This is a genomic window from Kitasatospora sp. NPDC096140 (assembly GCF_040303045.1).
Lineage (GTDB): Bacteria > Actinomycetota > Actinomycetes > Streptomycetales > Streptomycetaceae > Kitasatospora.
In genome coordinates this window covers 73,738-94,481 of the sequence record NZ_JBEOUW010000012.1, presented here as the reverse complement: position 1 = coordinate 94,481, position 20,744 = coordinate 73,738, and the positions used below count along the sequence as shown (strand labels likewise).

Genomic DNA, 20,744 nt, shown 5'->3' with positions numbered 1-20,744 from the left:
CTGCACACTCGTCCGTTGGTCCTCAAGCCCCATGCTGCCATCCGGGGGACACCCGGGCGATTCCGACCCGGCCCACTCGGCGAGAAATCGTCACTCTGACGCTAAGTGGTAGTAGCATCATCCTCATGGACGCCACTTCAGTGCGCGCGGCCGGCTCGACCGCGCTGCTCACCGACCGCTACGAGCTCACCATGCTGCAGGCCGCCCTGCGCAGCGGGGCCGCGCACCGCCGCTCCGTCTTCGAGGTGTTCACCCGCCGCCTGCCGAACGGCCGCCGCTACGGCGTCATGGCCGGCACCGGCCGGGTACTCGACGCCGTCGAGAACTTCCGTTTCTCCAGCGCCCAGCTCGACTGGCTGTCCGGACAGGACGTGGTCGACGAGGACACCCTGCGCTTCCTCGCCGACTACCGCTTCCGCGGCGACATCCAGGGCTACCCCGAGGGTGAGGTCTACTTCCCCGGCTCGCCGCTGCTCACCGTCGAGGGCAGCTTCGCCGAGGCGGTGATCCTGGAGACGGTGATCCTGTCGATCCTCAACCACGACTCGGCGATCGCGGCCGCCGCCTCCCGGATGACCGCCGCCGCCGGCGGCCGCCCGGTGATCGAGATGGGTGCCCGCCGGGCCCACGAACACGCCGCCGTCGCCGCCGCCCGGGCCGCCTACGTGGCCGGGTTCGCCGCCACCTCCGACCTGGAGGCCGGCTTCACCCACGGCATCCCCACCACCGGCACCGCCGCGCACGCCTTCACCCTGGTGCACGACAGCGAGCGGGACGCCTTCCGCGCCCAGATCGCCTCGATGGGCAAGGGCACCACGCTGCTGGTCGACACCTTCGACCTGCACGAGGCCGTGCGCACCGCCGTCGAGGTCGCGGGCCCCGAGCTGGGCGCCGTCCGGATCGACTCCGGCGACCTCACCCTGCTGGCCCACCGGGTCCGCCGTCAGCTGGACGAGCTGGGCGCCGGGAACACCCGGATCATCGTGACCTCGGACCTGGACGAGTACGCGATCGCCGCCCTGGCCGCCGCGCCGGTGGACGGCTACGGCGTCGGGACCAGTCTGGTCACCGGCAGCGGGCACCCGACCTGCGCGATGGTCTACAAGCTGGTCGCCCGCGCCGGGACGGACGGCGGTCCGCTCGTGCCGGTGGCCAAGCGCGCGGCCGGCGGCAAGACCAGCATCGGCGGCCGCAAGTGGGCCGCCCGCCGGCCCGACGCCGACGGCGTGGCCGAGGCCGAGGTGGTCGGCACCGGGCCCGTCCCGGACGAGCTGCGGCCGCACCTCGTGCAGGTGCCGCTGGTGCGGGCCGGCGAGACGGTCGGCCGGGAGCCGCTGAGCGCCGCGCGCGAGCGCCACGTCCGCGCCCGGGCCGCGCTGCCGCTGTCGGCCACCCAGCTCTCCAAGGGCGACCCGGTGCTGCCGACCGAGCTGCTCCTGCCGGCCGACGTGGTGCTCTGACGGGGCGCGGCCCCGACCGACGCACCCGTCCGACGCAGCCCGTCCGACGTACCCGTCCTACGCACCCCGTCCGGCGACCGACGTACCCCGTCCGGACGGACGACCCGCCCGAGGACGGACGCGGACGCCCGCACGGGCGCCCGCACGGAGGCACCGGTCCGACCACCGGACCCGCCTCCGGTCCGGCCACCGGACGGGCCCCGGGGCTTCCGCCCCCGCGCGGCACTCCCTAGAGTCAGCCGTAGAGTTCCCCGGAGCTCCCCGAGAACCCCCCGAGCCCGCACCGCCGGGCCGAGTACTCCCGAGGGCTCCCCCACCGGGGCGCCGCCTCCCGCGGGCCCCCGACATCCGAGGATGCGAGCCATGCACCGGGCACTGATCGTCGTCGACGTTCAGAACGACTTCTGCGAGGGCGGCAGCCTGGCCGTCGCCGGCGGCGCCGAGGTGGCCGCCGCCATCACCGACCTGATCGCCGAGTCCTCCCCCGGCTACCAGCACATCCTCGCCACCCGCGACCACCACATCGACCCGGGTGCGCACTTCTCCGCCGAGCCGGACTACGTCGACAGCTGGCCGCCGCACTGCGTGGCCGGCACCGAGGGCGTGGGCTTCCACCCCAACTTCGCGCCCTCCGTGATCTCCGGCGCGGTCGAGGCGGTCTTCGACAAGGGCGCCCACTCGGCGGCGTACAGCGGCTTCGAGGGGCTGGACGAGAACAACCGCGGTCCGGTGGAGTGGCTGCGCGAGCGGCAGGTCGACGCGGTCGACGTGGTGGGCATCGCCACCGACCACTGCGTCCGTGCGACGGCGCTGGACGCCGCCCGGGCGGGCTTCGCCACCCGCGTCCTGCTGGACCTCACCGCCGGGGTGGCTCCGGAGACCACCGCCGCCGCGCTGGAGGAGCTGCGGGCGGCCGGGGTCGAGCTGGTCGGCGCGCCGGTGGTCCGTTCCTGACGCACCCGGCGCCCGCGGCACCTCCGGTTCAGACCACCAGCAGCTCCACCACGTCCGTGCCGCCGGCCCGGTGGGCCTCGCGCAGCTCGCCGCCGACCGCGTCCGGGTCGGCGGCGAGCCGGGCGCCGGAGACGTACACCACCCGGATGCCCAGGTACTCCATCCGGTGCTGGCCGCCGCGCACCCAGGCGGCCTCGCCCTCGCTGACGCAGCGCAGGTCCGAGTCCACCTCCACCGCGACGCCGCGCTCGGGCCAGTAGAGGTCCGGGACGGCGATGTACGTACCGCCGCGCATCCGCAGCTCGGGGGCGTTCAGCGGGACCGGCAGCAGCCACTCGTCCACCAGGTGGCCGAGTCGCTCCAGCACCGAGTCCCGCTCGGCCGCGAGGAGTTCGTCCAGCGCGGAACGCACCCGGGGCTCGTCGGTCAGCCCGGACTCGATCAGCTCCACGGCCAACTCCCGCACCGTGCAGCCGTTCTCGCGGCGGGAGACGGCCTCGCGCAGCACCTCGCGCACCGGTGCCGGGGCTCCCGGGACCGCCGTCCACTCGCCGAGCGCGTCGGCGACCGCCCGGGCCACCGGCGCGCAGGCCAGGCCGTGCACCGAGTGGGCCACCAACTCCCGCTCGGTGCGCCGGATCCGCACCTCGCCGACGTCCTTCAGCCGGCGCTGACGGGGGACCAGGACGTCCACCCCGGTCACCGCCGGCAGCCGCGGCACGGCCGCGAAGCCGTACAGCGCCAGCGCGGCCGCACCGGTGATCACCGCCCCCTCGCGACGACCCTCCTCACGGCCGTTCTGCGCGGCGTACAGCAGCGCGGCCCAGATCCGCTGCTCCGGGGTCGGCCCGTCGGACTGCAGCAGGTAGACCCGCGGCAGCATCCGCTGCCAGGGGCCGCCCCGACGGCAGTGCTCGGTGATGACGCGGGCCGGCACGCCCCGGGCGCGCAGCTGACTCGCGGTGACGACGTTCTGCTGACGCTTCGCCAGCTCCTCCAGCGACGGCGGAGGCGAGGGAATCCGGTAGCTCATGCCGACACCATCCCCAACCACCCCGACCCGCGACCGGGAGCCTGACGCACTGTTACGCAACCGTCGCTAAACCGGGATCAGCCCGCACTAAAGTCCTCATACCCTCACTCATTTGGAGTAATTGACGCCCAGCCGGTTGCCATATCTGATCGAAAACGATCGCCGACCTGGTCGCCTGACCCAGAGTGACCAAAGGCATACGGCGAGGGACCCTCCAGGCGTCAATCCCGCCCCGGGGATTGCCTAGGCTTACGTCATGTCACGTGACGAGACCGCCGGCCTCCGCGCGGCCCAGCTCCGCCTCGGCCGCCTGCCCGGATACGTCCGCCGCCCGGACCCCGCCCGCCGCAGCGGCGAAAAGGGCCATACGTACAAGAAGGGCTGGGAGGTCCGCTTCACCGCCCGCAGCGAGGCCGAGATAGCAGAGATCCGCGACCTGGTCGTCGCCGCCGGGTTCGCCCCGGCCAGACCGTTCTTCAAGGGCCACCAGCTCATCCAGCCGGTCTACGGCATGGCGGCGGTGCAGGCCTACCTGGCCGCTAGACAGGCGGCCGAGGAACACGCCGCCCGGGCCGCGGTCGGCGGCCGGCGACGGGCGTCGGGGCGGGGCTCCGGCGGGCACGCACCGACGGTTCACGCGGGCGGGGCGCATCCGGGCGGGGCGCACGGCCCCGGTACACACACCACCGGGGCGCACACCGGCGGGCCACACGCCGGCGGGACGCACGCCGGCGGGACGGCGCACCGCTGCGAGCGCGAGGAAGCGGCCGCCGGGGCAGCCGTGGCGGCTGCGGCCGCGGCAGCCACGGCCGCACAGGCCGCCCGGCGGCGGGCCGTCGAGTCCTTCCCCGCCCAGATCGAGCGGGACACCGCCGCCGACCGGATCTCCCCCTCGGAGGCCCGCACGACCACCTGACGACCGCCCCGACGGACGCCCCCCGACGGACGACCGCACCGTCCGTCCGCACCGCCCCGGCCGCCGAGGCCAGTTCCGGCCGCCGGGGCACGATCGACGGACGTCGGCGGACATCGACGGACGTCGACGGACACCGGAGGACACCCCGTGCACCGACGGACACCCCCCGCACGCCGCCGCCCGCGATGGCGCACGGCCCGCACCCACTCCGCGAGCACGGCCCCGGATAGGGCCATGCGTGTGGTCGTGGTGACGCCCGTACCCGCATCCGCATCCCTCGTCACGGTGATCGCCGCTGTGGTCGTGAGTGCGGTTGTGCGGGTGGTTGTGCGGGCGCGGGTTCGCGCCGTGGGCGTGGACGCCAGCCTCCGGAGGGCCTACGGTGGCACATCAACTGCCTTGCAGCCACAGCCGTTCCACACCCTCTGACCAGCCGCGACGCACTCGCACCTACGCTTCCCACGTCACTGCGCAGCACCACCCCGCCGGACCGGCGCCGGCCCCCGCCAGCCCCGCCCGACCGCTCCACCGCCCCTTCACAACCCGGTCGCCACCGGAACCGGCCGGGCGGCAGCGGGTTCCGGGCATTCCATCGGATTGGTCACCCAGCGCACCGAGGGCCTACCGTAGAGTGAGCACAGATGATCGACCGTCAGAAACCCATCTCCCTTTCCGAGAAGACGAGATGACCAACCGTCACGCGACTTCAGCCGAGCCACCCCCGGGGCCCGGCGAGCCGGAGGACGTACCGCTGGAGTTCACGGCCTTCTGTGAGCTCCACCGCCCCCGGTACCTCAGCTACGCCAGGGTGTGGCTGACCGAGCACGGCGACGCGGCCATCGCCGTCCAGCAGGCGTTCGCCGAAATCGCCGTGCACTGGCGCGAGTTGATGGGAAGCTCCAATCCGACCGCGCACGCCTGGGAGATCCTGCGCGGCACCGTCGCCGAGCGCACCCGCCGGGAGCCGCCGGACCCGGACCGCCACCCGGCCGACGACGACCTGGCGATCCTGCACTACGTCGTCGGTCTCGCCGCCCCCGAGATCGCCGACGTCATCGGCACCGACGCCGCCAGCGTGGCCGGACGGCTGCGCCGCACCATGCTGCGCGAGGCCTCCGGCTGGTGACCTCGGGCGCCACGCGAACCACGCGCTCCCGCGGCCCCGCCGTGCGGCCCCACGCGCCTTCCGGACGGCCTCAGACCCGCTCGCCCGTCACGTCGACCAGGTGGTGCACCGGGTCGTGGATCAGGTACCGGGAGAACGACTCGACGGTGAACCGCGCCCCGTCGCTCCGGTTCCCGGTCCGCCGCCACTGCTCGCCGGTCACCCGCTCGAAGCCCGCGGCCAGCGTCTCCGCCGCCTCCGCCAACTCCCCGGCCACCACCCGCGGCAGCTGCTCCCCGTAGCGCTCGGCGACGGCCGTCTCGTCCTGGTCCCAGTTCGAGAACAGCGGGTCGTCCTGGTCGAGCATCAGGTTCAGCCGGACGTGGAACAGCCGGAAGACGTCCCGGACGTGGCACGCGTACTCCAGGTCCGACCAGACCCCCGGCTCCGGCCGGCGACGCAGCCCCTCCTCGTCCCCGGCCAGCACCGCCAGCCAGCCCTCCGCGTTCGCCCGGATCATCCCGGCGACGTCCTCGCGCACCACCCGCGGCGTGTCCAACCCGCAGTCGGGGCAGGGCCGTTCGAGCACCCAGGTCCAGTCCTTGGTGTCGGGGACGATCTCCCCGGCGGCGGCGTTCACCGGAGTCCCGGCGGTCTCGGAAGTCCCGGCGGTCTCGGAGGTCCCCGCGTTCTCAGAAGTGCTCATGGGCCCAGCATGGCCGCCACCGCGGACACCCCACCAGCGGCAGGAACGCCAGCGGCCACCGAAATCCTGCCAGTCCGCCCCCGGGTCCTCGGTCCCCGCATCGCCCAAGCCGACCTCGCCGTCGCCGAATGACCACCCGGGCCGACCGGACCGCCCGGACCGCCCGGACCGCCCGGACGAAAATGCGTGGACGAACCGGAAACCGGCCGACCATCCTGAACCGCATGACCGCCGACCCCGCCGACCTGGCCGCACTCGCCGTGAAACCCACCCTGCACGGGCCCACCGTCCGCCTGGTCCCCCTCGACGGACGCCACACCGACCCGATGTGGGAACTCTGCTCCGACGAGACGACCAACCGGCTCACCGGCACCCGCACCAGCTTCACTCACGACCGGATCCACCAGTGGTGCACCACCCGCGCCGACCGACCCGACCGCCTCGACCTCGCCGTCGAGGACCCCGCCACCGGCCGCTTCCTCGGCGAGACCGCCCTCACCGACGTCGACCCCGACAACGCCTCCGCCGAGTACCGGATCGCCCTCACCCCGGACAGCACCGGCCGCGGCATCGGCACCGAGACCACCCTCCTGGTCCTGCGCCACGCCTTCGAGACCATCCGCCTCCACCGCGTCCGGCTCGAAGTCTTCGAGTACAACGAACGCGCCGCCCGCACCTACCGCAAGTCCGGCTTCACCCTGGAAGGCCGCGCCCGCCAGGCCCACCACTGGGACGGCCGCTACTGGGACGTCCTCCACATGGCCGCCCTACGGGAGGAATGGCTGAGCACTCACTGATACGTCCCGCCGTACGGAGGCTGCTGGTACGGCGGCTGGGCTCCCCCGCCCGCCGCCCGCCTCCGCCGCCGCGCCTGGACCACCGCCACCACCGACAACCCCAGGACCACCGCACCGGCCGCCACCGCACCGATCACGAGCCCGGTGTCGCCCCCGCTCCCACCACCGGCGGCCGCGGGCACCGGGGGCTCCGCGGACGGCTGGTCCGTGTCGTCGCTCGCGTCGTCGCCGGGCGGCGTCCCCTTGGTCTCCGGCCGCTTCGCCAACGGATTCTCCCGAGGCCCGCCGTCCACGGACGGGTTCGCCTCCAGCGCCTTCGCGGGCGCGAGGATCCCGTAGCCGTAGTGGCTGTTGGGCACGACCGTCCCGTTGGCGGGAGGGGTGGCCGACTTGATCATCCGATTGATGACCTGCCCGGCCGACAGGTCCGGGTACTTGGACCGGATGAGCGCGGCAGTGGCGGAGACGTAGGCGGTCGAGTCGGAGGTGCCGTTCGCGACCCCGTAGCTCGTCGGCGACTTCGCCGTGGCCCGGTAGATCTCCACTCCGGGAGCGATCAGCGTGGTCTCGGATCCCGATGTGGAGCCGTCCCACACGACGCCCTTGGAATCCGAGGCTCCTACTGCCACCACCCCGGGAAAGGCGGCGGGATACTCGACGCCCCTGTCGGAGCCGTCGTTGCCCGAGCCGGCCACCAGGACGACGTCCTTCGACACCGCGTACTGAACGGCCTTTCGAACCTGCGTCTCGAAGCGGGAGGACCCCGAGATGGACATGTTGACGACCCGCGCTCCGTGATCCACCGCGAAGCGGATCGCCTCCGCGAGATCGTTCTGTTCGGGAATGGGTCCGCCGTCGCTCGTCCGCACCTTCACCGGGAGGATCTTCGCCTTCGGGGCAAGACCCATCACGCCGGTCTGCGCACCGTGCCCGTGTCCTGCGATCAGGCTCGCCATGCCGGTGCCGTGGCCGTCGGTGTCGATGCGGCCGTCCGATTGGGTACCGGAGAAATCAGCCCCCGGAAGAACCTGACCGGTCAGGTCCTGATGCTCCGAGTTCACCCCGGTGTCGACCACCGCGACGATGACGCCCTCGCCCTGGCTGACCGGCCAGACCTTGGCATCGGCCTCGAAGGACTTCAGCGCCCACTGCTGATCCCTGATCTGGTCGGCCGATGCCGCCGGTGCGACGACGCCCCAGATCAACATCCCGGCGGCAAGGGCCGCTGTGCCACGCGCCAACCGACGGCTCGCCAAACCTGGTCACCCCACTCAACGAGGCATCCCGCAGATCACCGACCTGCGGGATGCGATCAGATCACCCGTCCGTCCACGGACCGGCCTCATTCCACCACGTTCGGGTTGGTCGGCTTGTCCGACGCCCAGGTCTCCTCGTCCTCGACGAGGTAGTCCGGCCGCTTGCCGTCCTTCTCCCGGTCCTTCCGGCGTCCTTGTGCCCCGCTCAGCGGAACGCCGGGAGACATGCCGTTCGCGCTCGCGGCACCCGGCTCGGCCCTGAGCCGGTTTCGCGCCCCCAGCCCGGACCCGCCTTCCGTGAACGCCTGCTTGCCGCGCGCTCCGGCGTCGGACGGAGCCTGTCGGACGGGGACCCCAGGGCCTGCCGGGGCCCCGGCGACCTGCTTGGCGCCGGATGCCCCGCGGCCCCCGACTCCGATACCTGGATGAATCTCACCGCCACCACCGGTGCCGGCGGCTCGACCCCCGCGGGGACCGGCACCTTCCACGGGTGTCTCACGGCTGCCGCCGAATCCGGCCCTGCTCCCGTCGAATCCGGGCGGGCCCGACGGATTCTGCTGGGTCGGCCCCGCAGGGCTGACGATCGTCTGCCCGCCTCCCCCCGAGACCGGTCCGTTCGCGGGGCCTGCAGCAGGTACCCCGGTCAAGCCGGAGGTCTGGGTCCCGGAAGTCGGGGTGCTCGGCACGCTACCGCTCGGACGTGACACGGGAGTACCGGAGATGCCCTCATCGGAGCCACGGCTCGTCGTATTCGACGGCTTCGGCGGGGCCTGTGCCGCACCCCCCTTGATCCCGGAGTCGGTCGGGGCGGCCGCGCTCTTGGCCATCGATCCGGCCACCGTCGGGGCTTGAGAGGTCTTCGACCGCGGTGGCGCAGGGACCGCTGTTGCCCGCGACGACGCTCCCCCGACTCCGAAGGACGTGCCCGACACCATCGCGGCCGCCGCGGCTGCAGCAGCACCGGTCGGGTCGTTCTGCGGTCCCACATCACGAATGTCATCGTTCGGCGGCCGCAGATACATCGGCGGAGCCTTCAGCGCCGGGGTCGCGATGCGGTAGTGCATGGCGAGGGTCTGCATGACGGTGGCGGCTTCGGCCTTCTTGCGGTCGGCGATGGGGATGTGTTCGTCGTCGCCGCCGCCGAACACGGAGGCGAGGCCGTCGCCGACGTGGTCCTTGAAGGTGTCCCAGTTGCCCGGCTCCTCAGGCATCTCGCGTTTGGCCTTGGCCATGGCCTCGGAGACGCTGTGGAGGATGTTGGCCGCGTCGTTAGCGTAGGCGGCGGCGTTGTTGATGCCGGCGGCCAGGTTGAGCATGCGGGTGTGGAAGGCGTCGCTGGTGGTGCCTTCCCAGGTGGTGGCGGCTTCGGTGCTGGCTTTGGTGAGGGTGAGGCGGATCTGCTTGAGGGTGTCGGCGGCCGCGCGCCAGGGGTCGCCGGCGGCCATGACCGCGCCGGGGTCGAGGGCCTGTGCCATGGTGCGGAGTTGGGCGTGGCTGTACTTGGTGAAGTCGGTGTAGACCACGGGCGGTTCGCCTCCGTTCGGGTCCGGGCGGGCGGCCGCTAGATGGTGGCGTTGCCGCGGTTGGACGGGGTGAGGTTCTTCTCGTGCGCGGCCTGGCTGGTGGCGGAGGGCTGTGCGACGGACCAGCCGTCACCGTTGAGCTTGAGTTTGAGCTTCTGTGCGGTGTGCTGGTCGTGTTCCTCGTAGTTGGTGGCGGTGAGGTCGGCGTTCAGCTGGGCCTCGTTCACGGCTTCCTGGAGCTGGTTGAGGACGTCGCGCAGCGCGTCCCGCATGGTGCTGTAGCGGCCGTGGATCTCGGTGGCTTCGGCGAACTCGCCGAAGGCGTTCTTGCCGACGCCGCTGCGCCCGTGGGTGTCGGTGCCGTCGGCGTGTTTCTGGAAGTCGGCGAGCAGGAGCCGCACTTGGCCGGCGAAGGCGCGGAGTTGTTCGATCTCGACGCGGTAGCCCTGGCCGGCTCCGCCGGTCGAACCGGTACCCGTGCCTGATCCCATGTCGGCGCCTCCCCCGTGCGTCCGTCCCTGGCGGTCGGGGCCGGGCCCCGGTGCCTCATGTCTAACACACCGGTCCCGAATCCTGCCCCGGGCTTGGTCAGTTCGCGGTCGTCCCGTCGCGCAGGGCTTCGGCGAGGGCGCGGCGGCACAGGGAGTCGGCGTGCCGGGTGGTCTCGGGGAGGCGGTAGCGGCGGGCGAGGTCGAGGGTGGTGCGGACGGCGGTGTCGAGGCCGATCCGGTGGCCGACGGAGACGAAGACGGGTTTGACGCCGGGTCGGGTGCGGACGGCGCGGCCGACTTCTTCGCCGGTGGCGGGGTCGGTGAGCGGGGTCCAGGAGCCGCGGGGCGCGTCGGGTTCGTGGTGGTCGAAGGTGAAGGGGGTCTTGGCGACGCCGAGGGTGCGCAGGCCGGTGACGACGCCGAGGTGGCTGGCGAGGCCGAGGCGGCGGGGGTGGGCGAGGCCGTAGCCGTCGCAGACGACGGTGTCGGGGGTGCGGGTGAGGGCGGCCAGTGCGTCGAGTACGGCGGGGAGTTCGCGGAAGGCGAGGAGTCCCGGGAGGTAGGGGAAGGCGATCCGGCCGACGGCGGTGGCCTGTTCGACGACGTCCAGGGTGTCCCGGTCGAGCAGGACGGCCGCTGCGACGACGAGGTCGCGGTCGTCGTCGTAGGCGACGTCCACGCCGGCGATCAGGTCACCGGGGGCGTCCTCGTCGTCGTGGGCCCGGACGAGCGGGCGCAGCCGCTGCTGTTCGGCGAGTGCTGCAGCCTCGGTGGTGGGCCAGTCGGCGGGCACGGGCACGGTCGGTTCCCCCGGGGAGTGGTGGTGCTGCGCGGTGGGCGCGGCGTTTGCGTGGTGGTGCGTGTCGTCGACGCGCTGCGGTTCACCGTACAGACCGGGGCGGACGACCCCGGGGTGAGCCCGTGCGCCCCCTGTGCTCCCGGGCGGGGGGACTAGCCTGGACGTATCGAACTGCCTTGCCGGGTAGGACTCCTGGAACCGGCACCACTCCCGCCCGTTTCCCCCGACGTGCGAAGGACCCCCGCCATGCCGCGTCCCTCCGCTGCCCAGGCCTGCCTCGGCTCGTTCACCGTCGTCGCCGCCACGGTGGCGCTGCTGGCCGTTTCGGGCGCCTCGGGCGTCCTGGCGGTCGCGGTCGTGGTGGTCTTCGCGTTGGCACTCGGCACCGTGGTGACGGTGCTGTCACTCTCCCGCTCGGCGGCGACCGCCACCACGGCCACCACCGCGGCCACCACCACCGAGCCGGGCCCGGCCGAGACGCCCCGCGCCAGCCCGGCGGGCCCGACCGCCCCCGAGCGCGCGTACGCCCGGCAGCGCTGATCCGCCGCCGGGCGCAGGAGCGTTCCGCGCCGCCGCTCAGACTTCCGTGGTGACCACCACGGTCTTCGCGGCCTTGTCGTGGATGCACTGCCGGTACGGCTTGTCGAAGACGCCGAAGAGCAGGTCGATGACCCACCAGAGCGCGGCGCAGCAGAGCAGGGCCGGGAGGATGAAGACCGCCGAGCGGGTCCAGGCGGCGGACTGGGTCGGGATGTTCCCGTCGATGAGCATGGCGACGCGGACCTTCGTCGCCTTCTTGCCGAGGGTCTGGCCGTCCCGGCTGAGCATCAGGGCGTCGTAGACGAGGTAGATGAGGCAGGCGAGCCAGAAGGCCTCGGCGGAGCCGCTGCGCGCACCGAGGTCGACGAAGGGGCCCACCACGATCAGGGCCACGGCCTGCACGAGGAGGTAGTCGATCAGCCGGGCGAGGATCCGCTTGGGCCAGGTGCCGAGCGGCGGCATGCCGGGGACGGGTCCGCCGCCGGGCGTCCCGTACGCGCCGGGGCCGTAGCCGGTGCCGTAGCCGGGCGGGGGCTGGTCGTACGGATTGTGGTCGTACGGGGTCCGGCCGTGGGCGGGTCCGCTCTGCGCGCTCCCGCCGTAGGTGCCCTGGTAGGCGCCGGGGCCGCCGGGCTCACCTCCGGGCGGGCCTTGCGGCGGCTCTTCGGGCGGGGTCGGGCCTGACGGCTCGCCTTCCGGCGCGCCGCCGCCCGGCTGGGGGGACTGCTTGTCGAAGGAGGGCTTGCCGCCCCCCTCCGGCTGGGGGCCTGAGGGGTCGTGGGTGCTCATGCCCCGAGTAGAACATCACACATTCTCAGGGTTCGGGATATTTCGCCCGTTTTGCCGTCGCCGCCACGGAAGGGCCGAGGGGCTCGGCGTCTCAGACCCGCACCACCCGGGTGCGGGCCGCGCGGTCCTGCCAGCCGCGCCTCGCCGGACGGTCGAACACCGGCCAGACCAGGCCGAGCAGCAGCACCGCGCCCACCTGTCGTACGGTCCACCGGAGCAGTGACCGGCCGAGGCTCAGCCGGGTGCGGGCGGGGGCCGCGGCGTCGACCACGCGGATCCGGGCCAGCCGCTTGCCGAAGGTCTGGCCGGTGCGGGCGATCGGCAGCACCTCGTAGAGCAGGCCGGCGAGGAGCAGGATGCCGATCAGTACGGCGATCTTGCCCAGCACCACGTCGTCCACCAGCCAGACCTGGACCTGACGGCGGGTGAGGGCGCTGGCCATCCGGGCCTGGTCGAGCTTCTGCTGGAGGTGGTCGGAGACCGAGCGTCCGAGCGGGATGGCGGCGGCGACGGCCACCACCAGCAGCACGACGGTGTCCACTGCCCGGGCCGCGAGCCGGCGCCCCAGCCCGGCCGGCACCGCGGCGGGGGCGGCGGAGCGACGACGGGCGGCGGCCTTCCGGGCCGGCCCCACGGCGGGCAGCGGAGCGGTGGGGGTGACGGCGGCGGGTGCACCGCGCCTCGCGGACCCGGTGGACGCGGCGGACTTGGTGGACGCGGCGGACTTGGTGGACCCGGCGGACTTGGTGGACCCGGCGGACTTGGCAGGTGCAGCGCCCGAGGCGGACCCACCGGGGCCCGCCCCCTCGGCCGACGCCTCCTCCACCACCGGCACCGCGCCCGAGGCCTCGACGGACGGGACCTCGGCGGGCGCGGATTCAACGGGCGCGGCTTCGACGGGTGCGGCCTCGACGGACGGAGCCGGGGCCTTCCGCAGGGCCACTGCCGCGGCGGGTGCGACGACGGCAGCCGGCGCCACGGCTGCCGGAGCGCGCTCCGGTTCCGCACGCCCGTCCTCCTCGTCGGGCGCCCCCGGAAGCACCCCCCAGGAGACCCAGCGCGGCGCGCCGCCGGTCTCCATCAGCCCACGTTGCGCCCCCGGATCGGCCTGCCATCCCGACTCCCCCGGGGCTGCCTCGGACAGCGGCACCGGCGCCGGCCCGGGCAGCGCGGCCAGCGCCGGCTCCGCGAAACCCCCGGCCGGGAACGCCGCGCCCGCCAGGCCCCCCTCCCCGGACGACGGGTCCGACATCACGGAGCCCCCGGCGCCCGCGCCTGCGGCCGACGACGTCGACGGTGCCGGCCCGACCGTCCGGAACACCGGACCGCCGATCACCTCCGCCACCCGCGGCCCGATCACGAAGGACGCCCCGCCCGTGGTCTGGTCGAAGTACACCGGTCCGGTGTCGCCCCCGCCCGCCGGCGGCCGCCCCTCCGGCACCGGCGTGGGCGCAGGCGCCGGCACGACGGCCGCCGGAACCACCGGTGGCGGCACCGCCCGCGCCGGCGGTCGGCCCGGGGCGGGCCGCCGGGCCGCGTACCGGGGCGGCTCCAGCAGCTCGCCCTCGGCGGGCGCGGGCCGGCTGGTGCCGGGCACCCAGGCCGAGCCGCCCCAGTACCGGACGAAGCCGGGGATGGAGGGGTCGGGGTAGTAGCCCGGCTGGGGCGCGACGGCCGGGTCGCCTCCGTCGGCGAAGGAGCGGTCCGTCATGGGGGTCTTCTTTCCTGGCAGGTCCTGACGAGGGCAAGGAGAAGGACGGTGGCGGGCGGCGAGGGCCGCGGGAGAGCCGGATGCGGCCGCCCGGGACCGACGAAACCAGTGGAGCGGTGGAGCCGGTGGAACCGACGAAGCCAGTGGAGCCGGTGGAACCGTGAGTCGACATGCGCCGCGTCCGCCCGCGTGCACGACCCGGCGCGCCCGGCGCTCGGCGCGCGTGGGGGCACCACCGATGGGCGGACAGTCGCCGGGCAGTCACAAAGGGTAGTACCTCGCCGGAGCCCTGACGGGAAGTTCGCGAATCCCCGGACAGCGCCGGGCCGCTCGCGATAAAGAACCAGGCGCGCGGCGAACGCTCGCACGCCGCGCGACCGCCCCCTTCACCACCCCTCGTCGAACTTCCCGAAGAAATCCCGGAAACGTGTGTAAGAGCCGGTGCGGACCGCCCTCTCAAAGGTCACAGGGCCCGGAACCGGGCACGCCCCGCAGGCAGAGAGGAAGACGATCATGGAACGCCACGTCAGCGTCGTCGAGCACGAGCTGGAGCTCAACCTGGTGCTCTCGCCCGAGCACAGCGTCCCCGTCCCGGCGCGGCTGTCCTACGGCAGCCACGACCCGTACGCGGTCTACATCACCTTCCACCTGGACACCGGCTCCCCGGTGACCTGGGTGTTCGCCCGCGAGCTGCTGGTCGAGGGCACCTTCCGCCCGTGCGGCCAGGGCGACGTGCGGATCTGGCCGACGCGGTCGGGCCGGCGCAGCGTGCTCTGTCTGGCGCTGAGCTCGCCCGCCGGCGACGCGCTGCTGGAGGCGCCGCTGCCGGCCGTCGCGGCCTGGCTGGAGCGGGCGCACCGCCTGGTGCCGCCGGGCAGCGAGCTGGCCGCGCTGGACATGGACGGCTCGCTCGCCGAGCTGCTCGCGTAGGCGTGCGCCGCAGCATGCAGCGCAGGCAGCACCACGCACCGGAGCGAGGAAGCAGGAGCGGCGCCCCCGTCGGCTCAGCGGGCCGCGGGGGCCTGCTGACGACCACGGGCGGCGTCGGGGCCGTCGGCGTCGCGCTGTCCGGGCAGCCGGACCGCCGGCACGCCGGCGGAGCGTCGCCGCGCCCCTATCCGGATCGCGGCGGCGAGCAGGAAGCAGAGGCCGACCCAGGGGTAGACCGAGGTCGGCAGCTGGCGCCACGGTGACATGTGGAGGACGGCCACGCCGACCGGCTTCGCCGCCCACATCGCGAAGGACAGGAAGGCGACCAGCGTGGCCCAGAAGACCGCCCGCCAGCGCAGTCGCCGGACGCCGACCGGGCGGGCGTGCTCGACGGAGGCCTCGGCGGCGAGCAGGACGAGCAGCGGCACGCACCAGACCCAGTGGTGGGTCCAGCTGATCGGGGAGATCAGCACGGCGGTGACGGCCGCGCAGCAGACGCCCCAGGCCTCGGCCCGGGGCAGCCAGCGGGCGCTGCGGGCGGCCCAGGCGGCGACGGCGAGGCCGGCCACCGCGACCAGGCCGGCCCCGAGGGTGGCGACGGTGCCGGGGTCGGCGCTGTGCAGCAGGCGGGCGAAGGCGCCGCGCAGCGACTGGTTGTCGACGATCCAGGTCTTGCCGACCCGGGAGGAGTCGTAGAGGTACTTGGTCCAGAAGCCCCAGGTGGCGTCGGGCAGCACCAGGGCGCCGAGCAGGAAGGTGCCGAGGAAGGTGAGGCCGGCCACGAAGGCGGCCCGGATCCGGCCGGTGACCAGCAGGTAGACGGCGAACAGGCCGGGGGTGAGCTTGATGCCGGCGGCGATGCCGATCGCCACGCCCTTGCTGCGGCGCCCGTCCGGGCGGGTGAGGTCCCAGAGGACCAGGCAGGCGAGCGCGAGGTTGATCTGGCCGTAGCGGAGCGTGGTGAAGACGGGCTCCAGCCAGACCCCGAGGCCGGTCACCAGGATCACGCCGATCGGCCGCAGCTCGCGGCGCGGCCAGCCGACCAGCTTGAACGACAGGTGGGTCAGCAGGGCGAGCAGCCCGACGTTGCCGAGAGTGATCACGATCCGGAGGACGGGGACCGGGAACCAGGTGGTCGGGACGAACAGCATCGCCGCGAACGGGGGGTACGTCGCGGGCAGGTTCCACTCGGTGACGCGCAGCCCGTACAGGTCGGAGCCGTCGGCGACGGCGGCGCCCTCGGCCCGGTAGACGATCATGTCCACCATCGAGGTGTGGACGAAGTGGCGCACCACTGCGTACACGACCAGGGAGAACAGGGCCAGCGCGGAGGCGGCCAGCAGCGGACGGCGGGGAGCCTCGCGCAGGGCCCGGACGGGAGCGCCGAGCACGCGGCGCAGCTGGTCCGACAGGGGCTCGGGCGAGGGGTCGGGTGCGGTCCGCACCGGGCTTCGCTCGTCTTGCACCGCTGTCACTGTTCACTCCGTCCACCGCTCGGCCAACCAGCGACGATACCGGATGCCACCCGAACGGCACGGGACTCGTTCGACTACGGAACGTGACAAAGGTGCCCCGACCGGCCGCGCAGTGGCTCGGGGTGGAGCTCGGAGCGCGGACGGCCGGGGCCGGGAGGGCCACCAGGGACCGGGAGAGGCGGGGAGGCCGGGGGGCGGGGCCCGGCGGGCGGTCAGCCCGTGTACGCCCCCAGGGCCCGGGTGAAGTCCAGCGGCTGCTGGACGATGCTGCTGCAGGTGGCGTCGGCGTAGCCCTTGGCGCCGCCGTCGCAGGCCTTGTCGCGGGTGCCGGACCACATGGCCAGCCAGGCGAGGTGCTTGGCCTTGGCGAAGTCGGCGAGCTGCTTGGCGTCGGCCACGGTGAAGACCTCGCTGGCCACGTCGTTGACGCCGATCATCGGGGTGACCGCGACCCTGCGCCAGGCGGCCGCGTCGTCCAGCCCCAGCACGCTCTTGACCTGGGCCTGGGTGGCGGTGGCCGCGGCGATCGCGTACTTGCCCATCTGGCCCTGCGGGTTGGGGGCGACGCCGTCGCCGAAGTCCATCGCCATGATGTTGACGGCGCCGATCGCGACGCCGTTGGCCTTGGCGTCGGCGACGAGGTTGACGCCGTCCTGGGTCAGGCCGGAGGGCAGCGCGGGCAGGGTGTAGGAGACGTCGAGGGCCTTGCCCTTGGCGGCGGCGTTCTTCTGCAGCTGGGCGACGGCCTGGGCGCGCCGGGTGTTGGCGGCGGCGTTGGCGATCGCGCCGCCCTCGACGTCGAAGTCCAGCTTGGTGGCGCCGTACGCGTCCACGACCTTCTGGTACGCGGCCGTGAGGTCGGCGGTGGAGGAGCAGGCGAGGGCCAGTTCGCTGCCGTTGGCGCCGCCGAAGGAGATCCGGACGTCGCCGCCGATCGCCCGCAGCGCGCCGATCTGGGCGGCCACCGCGTCGGCCGACAGGTCGCTGACGCCGCCCCACTTGGGCACGCAGCCGCCGCCGGACACCACGAAGGCGAGGTTGACGTTCTTCACGCCGCTCGCCTTGGCGGTGGCGACCAGGTCGTACGGCGGGTACAGCGAGGTGTCCACGTACGGGGCGAAGCCGGCCCCGGCGCCGACCGGAGGAACGGGCACACCGGTCGCCGTGGGGGTGACGGTCGGGGTGGGGGTCGGCGCCGGGGTGGTCGGCTTCGCCGTGGCGGTGGGGCTGGGCTTGGCGGTGGCGGTCGGGGTGGCACTCGCCGTCGCGGTGGGGGAAGCGGTCGGGGTGGCCGTGGCGGTGGCGGTCGGACGCCCGGAGGGGGTGGGCGGCGTGCCGTCGCCCGCCTTGCAGGAGACGTTGTTGATCAGGCAGTTCCCCGGCTCGGCCTGGGCCGCGCCCGCGCCCTGCGCGACGAAGCCGACCACCACGCTCTTGCCGGGCTCCAGCCGCTTGCTCCAGGACTCCGGCTTGACCGTGACGTGCTGCCCCTGGGTGGTGAAGGCGGCGTTCCAGAGCGAGTCGATCTTCGCGCCGGCCGGCAGGTCGAAGCTGAGCGTCCAGTCCTCGATCGGGCGGCTGTCCGGGTTGGTGACCAGGTACTGGCCGGTGTAGCCGGCGTCCCAGGTGCTGGTGCGGCTGTAGACGGCGCCGAGCGAGGCGGCGCTGGCCGAGGAGGCGAGGACGACCGTCCCGCCCGCGACCAGGGCGGCGGCGACCGCGGCGGCCCCGACGATCGCGCCCTTGCGGCTGCGCCTGCGACGGCCGGAGCGGCGGGTGGGCTGGGTGGTCATGGCGCGTTACCTCCGCGGGTGACGTCGGTCGGCCGCCGTCCGGGGCACGGGGTGCCTGCGGACGTCCGGGCGGCCGGCCCGGCTCGGTCGGGTGACCGGCGCGACCGACGCTAGCGGCGACCCGGGGGCCGGAACGGCTTGCTGAGCGAGGGGTAGAACTCCCTTAGGCCGCAGTTAAGGAAGACCCCTCCACTGACCCGCCGTCACCACCGGAACCACCGTCAGCACCGGAAGCCGCCGGAAGCCGCCGGAGCCCGCCGGAGCCCGCCATCAACCGCCGGAACCGCGACCGCCGGCCCGTCACCGCTGGAAGAGCGCTCCCCGGCTCCGCCGCCGTCCGGTCCGCGCGCCCGCTGCCTCCTGCGGCCGGGTGCGCAGCCGCAGCCTGGTCTCGGCGCCGCCGAGGACGGCGGAGCGGCCGAGCGCGAGGTCCCCGCCGGTGGTCTCGGCGAGCTTGCGGACGATGTCCAGGCCGAGGCCGGTCGAGCCCTCGCCGCCGTGGCCCTCGCCGCGCTTGAGGGCGGCGGCCGGGTCGCTGTACCCGGGGCCGGCGTCGCCGACCAGCACGATCACCGAGGAGTCGGTGGCCAGCACGTCCACCGAGAAGGCGGTGCCGATGGCGGTGTGCCGGAAGACGTTGCCGAGCAGCGCGTCGACGACGGCCGCCAGGTCGCCGCGCTGGACGGGTACGGGTGCCGGGCGCTCGGCACCCGCGAGCTGCCAGCGGCGCCCCTCGTCCTCGGCCAGTGCCGACCAGAAGCCGACCCGCTCGCGGATCACCTCGGCGGCGTCGCAGCCGACCGTGACGGCGGGCGCGTCCTCGGGGGCGCGGCGGGCCGAGCGGATGATCTGGTCGACCTCGCGCTCCAGTTGGGCGACCGCGTGCCGGGTGGCGTCGGCCGCGTCGCCGTCGCCGAGCGAGGCGGCGTTGAGCCGCAGCACGGTCAGCGGGGTGCGCAGCCGGTGGGACAGGTCGGCGGCCAGTTCCCTTTCGGCGGCGAGGAGTTGGACCACCCGGTCGGCCATGGTGTTGAACGCGTGGCCGGCCTCGCGCAGTTCCTCGGGGCTGCCGTCGACCTGCTTGCCCGTCACCGGGACCCGGACCGCGAGGTTGCCGGCGCCCAGGGAGCGGGCGGCGCCGGCGAGGCGCCGGGCGGAGGCGACGATCCGGTTGCCCATCCGGTCGGCGACCAGCACCGAGATGGCGACCAGGGCGAGCGCGACGGCGGAGAGCACCAGCCAGGCGGTGGAGACGCCCCGGGTGAGGTCGCTCTCGGCCACGAACACCTCGACGACGGCCGTCCGCCCGGTGTCCACCGCGACCGGCTGGAGCAGGGCGTAGCCGCCGGGCACCTGCACGGTGAAGGAGCGGCCCTGCCCGCCGGCGGTGGCCACGTCGCCGGCGGCGGCCCGGCCCTCCCCCAGCGTCGGGCCGCCGGGCCCGCCCGTCCCGGGGGTCTCGGGGGTCTCGGGCCGGCCCGCGGCCGGCAGGTGGACCGCCATCCGGCCCTGCCCGCCCGCGTCCGTACTGGCCAGGGCCCGGGTGACGGCGTCCTGCTCGGTGGTGATCGCGAGGGCCGGGCCGAGCGCCGCGGCCTGGCGTTCGGCGGCGGTGAACGCCCGGTCCCGGGCGGTCTGCTGGACCATCAGGCCGAGCGGGATGAGGAAGGCCAGCGCGACCATGGTGGTCCCGGCGACGGCGGCCTTGATCAGGGCCCAGCGCAGCGAGTGCCCGAACCTCCTCATGTCCGGTGCCCCGCCGGGCCCCCGACGGCTTCCAGCCGCACCCCGACGCCCCGGACGGTGTGCAGGTAGCGGGGGTTGGAGGCGGTCTCGCCGAGCTTGCGGCGCAGCCAGGAGAGGTGGACGTCGATGGTCTGGTCGCCGCCGTAGGTCTGCTGCCAGACCTCGGCGAGGATCTCCTTGCGCGGCACGACCACGCCGGGGCGGGCGGCGAGGAAGGCCAGCAGGTCGAACTCACGGCGGGTCAGGTCGAGCAGCCGGTCGTCCAGGGAGGCCTCGCGCCGCTGGAGGTCGATGGCCAGTCCGCCGACCCGCAGCACCTGGGCGACGGGTGCGGCGCCGCTGCCGAGCCGGCGCAGCACGGCGGCCATCCGGGCGCTGAGGTGCTCTCCGGAGAAAGGTTTCACCAAGTAGTCGTCGGCACCGTCGTTGAGCAGCCGGACGATCTCGGCCTCGTCGTCCCGGGCGGTGGAGATGATCACCGGCACGTTGGTCAGGCCCCGGATCATCTTGAGCGCCTCGCTGCCGTCCAGGTCCGGCAGGCCGAGGTCGAGGATCACCAGGTCGCAGCCGACCTGGGCCACCTCCCGCAGCGCCTCCAGCGCGGTGCCCACGCTGCGGACCGCGTGACCCGTGTCGGTCAGGTGGCGGATGAGGGCGGAACGTACGAAGGGGTCGTCCTCGACCACGAGCACTGTTGCCATGGGCCTGCACGGTACGCCA

General features: G+C 74.0%; 19 protein-coding genes. 7 read left to right on the top strand and 12 right to left on the bottom strand.

Features of this window, described 5'->3' with window-relative positions:
* The first annotated feature begins 125 nt into the window (after window positions 1-125).
* Complete coding sequence (locus ABT048_RS15055; protein WP_350521806.1) at window positions 126-1,460, top strand: nicotinate phosphoribosyltransferase; 1,335 nt, start codon at window positions 126-128, stop codon at window positions 1,458-1,460.
* 363 nt (window positions 1,461-1,823) lie between these two features.
* A complete protein-coding gene (locus ABT048_RS15050; protein WP_350521805.1) occupies window positions 1,824-2,414 on the top strand; it encodes an isochorismatase family protein in 591 nt (196 codons plus the stop codon).
* 28 nt (window positions 2,415-2,442) lie between these two features.
* Here the strand turns inward: ABT048_RS15050 and ABT048_RS15045 are convergent, their stop codons facing one another.
* Window positions 2,443-3,447, bottom strand: a complete 1,005-nt coding sequence (locus ABT048_RS15045) for a hypothetical protein (protein WP_350521804.1) — start codon at window positions 3,445-3,447, stop codon at window positions 2,443-2,445.
* 256 nt (window positions 3,448-3,703) lie between these two features.
* Here ABT048_RS15045 and ABT048_RS15040 point away from each other — a divergent pair, with 256 nt between their 5' ends.
* Window positions 3,704-4,363 (top strand): hypothetical protein, encoded by a 660-nt coding sequence (locus ABT048_RS15040; RefSeq protein ID WP_350521803.1) that lies wholly within the window; start codon window positions 3,704-3,706, stop codon window positions 4,361-4,363.
* A gap of 685 nt (window positions 4,364-5,048) precedes the next feature.
* A complete protein-coding gene (locus tag ABT048_RS15035) occupies window positions 5,049-5,489 on the top strand; it encodes an RNA polymerase sigma factor (RefSeq protein WP_350521802.1) in 441 nt (146 codons plus the stop codon).
* Between the two features lie 70 nt (window positions 5,490-5,559).
* Here ABT048_RS15035 and ABT048_RS15030 read toward each other — a convergent pair whose 3' ends face one another.
* Window positions 5,560-6,174, bottom strand: a complete 615-nt coding sequence (locus tag ABT048_RS15030) for a DinB family protein (RefSeq protein ID WP_350521801.1) — start codon at window positions 6,172-6,174, stop codon at window positions 5,560-5,562.
* A 224-nt stretch (window positions 6,175-6,398) separates the two neighbouring features.
* Here ABT048_RS15030 and ABT048_RS15025 point away from each other — a divergent pair, with 224 nt between their 5' ends.
* The gene (locus ABT048_RS15025) at window positions 6,399-6,971 is read left to right on the top strand and encodes a GNAT family N-acetyltransferase (RefSeq protein ID WP_350521800.1); all 573 of its coding nucleotides are present in this window, start codon (window positions 6,399-6,401) and stop codon (window positions 6,969-6,971) included.
* Here ABT048_RS15025 and mycP read toward each other — a convergent pair.
* The 4 genes from mycP to ABT048_RS15005 all read right to left on the bottom strand — a co-directional run bounded on the left by mycP (window position 6,965) and on the right by ABT048_RS15005 (window position 11,040).
* Window positions 6,965-8,179 (bottom strand): type VII secretion-associated serine protease mycosin, encoded by a 1,215-nt coding sequence (gene mycP / locus ABT048_RS15020; RefSeq protein WP_350521799.1) that lies wholly within the window; start codon window positions 8,177-8,179, stop codon window positions 6,965-6,967. The two genes, ABT048_RS15025 and mycP, sit on opposite strands and share 7 nt — an antisense overlap.
* Before the next feature lie 134 nt (window positions 8,180-8,313).
* A complete protein-coding gene (locus ABT048_RS15015; protein ID WP_350521798.1) occupies window positions 8,314-9,750 on the bottom strand; it encodes a hypothetical protein in 1,437 nt (478 codons plus the stop codon).
* Window positions 9,751-9,788: 38 nt separating this feature from the next.
* Entirely contained in the window at window positions 9,789-10,241 is a 453-nt protein-coding gene (locus tag ABT048_RS15010) for a DUF2563 family protein (RefSeq protein ID WP_350521797.1), read from the bottom strand.
* 97 nt (window positions 10,242-10,338) lie between these two features.
* Window positions 10,339-11,040 (bottom strand): endonuclease V, encoded by a 702-nt coding sequence (locus tag ABT048_RS15005; protein ID WP_350521796.1) that lies wholly within the window; start codon window positions 11,038-11,040, stop codon window positions 10,339-10,341.
* 246 nt (window positions 11,041-11,286) lie between these two features.
* Here ABT048_RS15005 and ABT048_RS15000 point away from each other — a divergent pair, with 246 nt between their 5' ends.
* Window positions 11,287-11,580 carry a hypothetical protein gene (locus ABT048_RS15000; protein WP_350521795.1) on the top strand — a complete coding sequence of 98 codons (294 nt, stop codon included), beginning with the start codon at window positions 11,287-11,289 and terminating at the stop codon, window positions 11,578-11,580.
* Window positions 11,581-11,616: 36 nt separating this feature from the next.
* Here ABT048_RS15000 and ABT048_RS14995 read toward each other — a convergent pair whose 3' ends face one another.
* Window positions 11,617-12,369, bottom strand: coding sequence for an RDD family protein (locus tag ABT048_RS14995; RefSeq protein ID WP_350521794.1), 753 nt, complete (start codon window positions 12,367-12,369; stop codon window positions 11,617-11,619).
* A 91-nt stretch (window positions 12,370-12,460) separates the two neighbouring features.
* Window positions 12,461-14,080: an RDD family protein gene (locus tag ABT048_RS14990; protein WP_350521793.1), complete on the bottom strand. Its 1,620-nt coding sequence runs from the start codon at window positions 14,078-14,080 to the stop codon at window positions 12,461-12,463.
* A 513-nt stretch (window positions 14,081-14,593) separates the two neighbouring features.
* Here ABT048_RS14990 and ABT048_RS14985 point away from each other — a divergent pair.
* A complete protein-coding gene (locus ABT048_RS14985; protein ID WP_350521792.1) occupies window positions 14,594-15,010 on the top strand; it encodes an SsgA family sporulation/cell division regulator in 417 nt (138 codons plus the stop codon).
* A gap of 74 nt (window positions 15,011-15,084) precedes the next feature.
* Here the strand turns inward: ABT048_RS14985 and ABT048_RS14980 are convergent, their stop codons facing one another.
* The 4 genes from ABT048_RS14980 to ABT048_RS14965 form a co-directional block, all read right to left on the bottom strand.
* Complete coding sequence (locus ABT048_RS14980) at window positions 15,085-16,476, bottom strand: glycosyltransferase 87 family protein (protein ID WP_350521791.1); 1,392 nt, start codon at window positions 16,474-16,476, stop codon at window positions 15,085-15,087.
* A 221-nt stretch (window positions 16,477-16,697) separates the two neighbouring features.
* Window positions 16,698-18,278, bottom strand: a complete 1,581-nt coding sequence (locus ABT048_RS14975) for a cellulose binding domain-containing protein (RefSeq protein WP_350521790.1) — start codon at window positions 18,276-18,278, stop codon at window positions 16,698-16,700.
* 300 nt (window positions 18,279-18,578) lie between these two features.
* Window positions 18,579-20,024, bottom strand: a complete 1,446-nt coding sequence (locus ABT048_RS14970; protein ID WP_350521789.1) for a sensor histidine kinase — start codon at window positions 20,022-20,024, stop codon at window positions 18,579-18,581.
* A complete protein-coding gene (locus ABT048_RS14965; RefSeq protein WP_350521788.1) occupies window positions 20,021-20,725 on the bottom strand; it encodes a response regulator transcription factor in 705 nt (234 codons plus the stop codon). Before ABT048_RS14965 ends, ABT048_RS14970 begins: the two co-directional genes overlap by 4 nt.
* Window positions 20,726-20,744 lie beyond the last annotated feature (19 nt).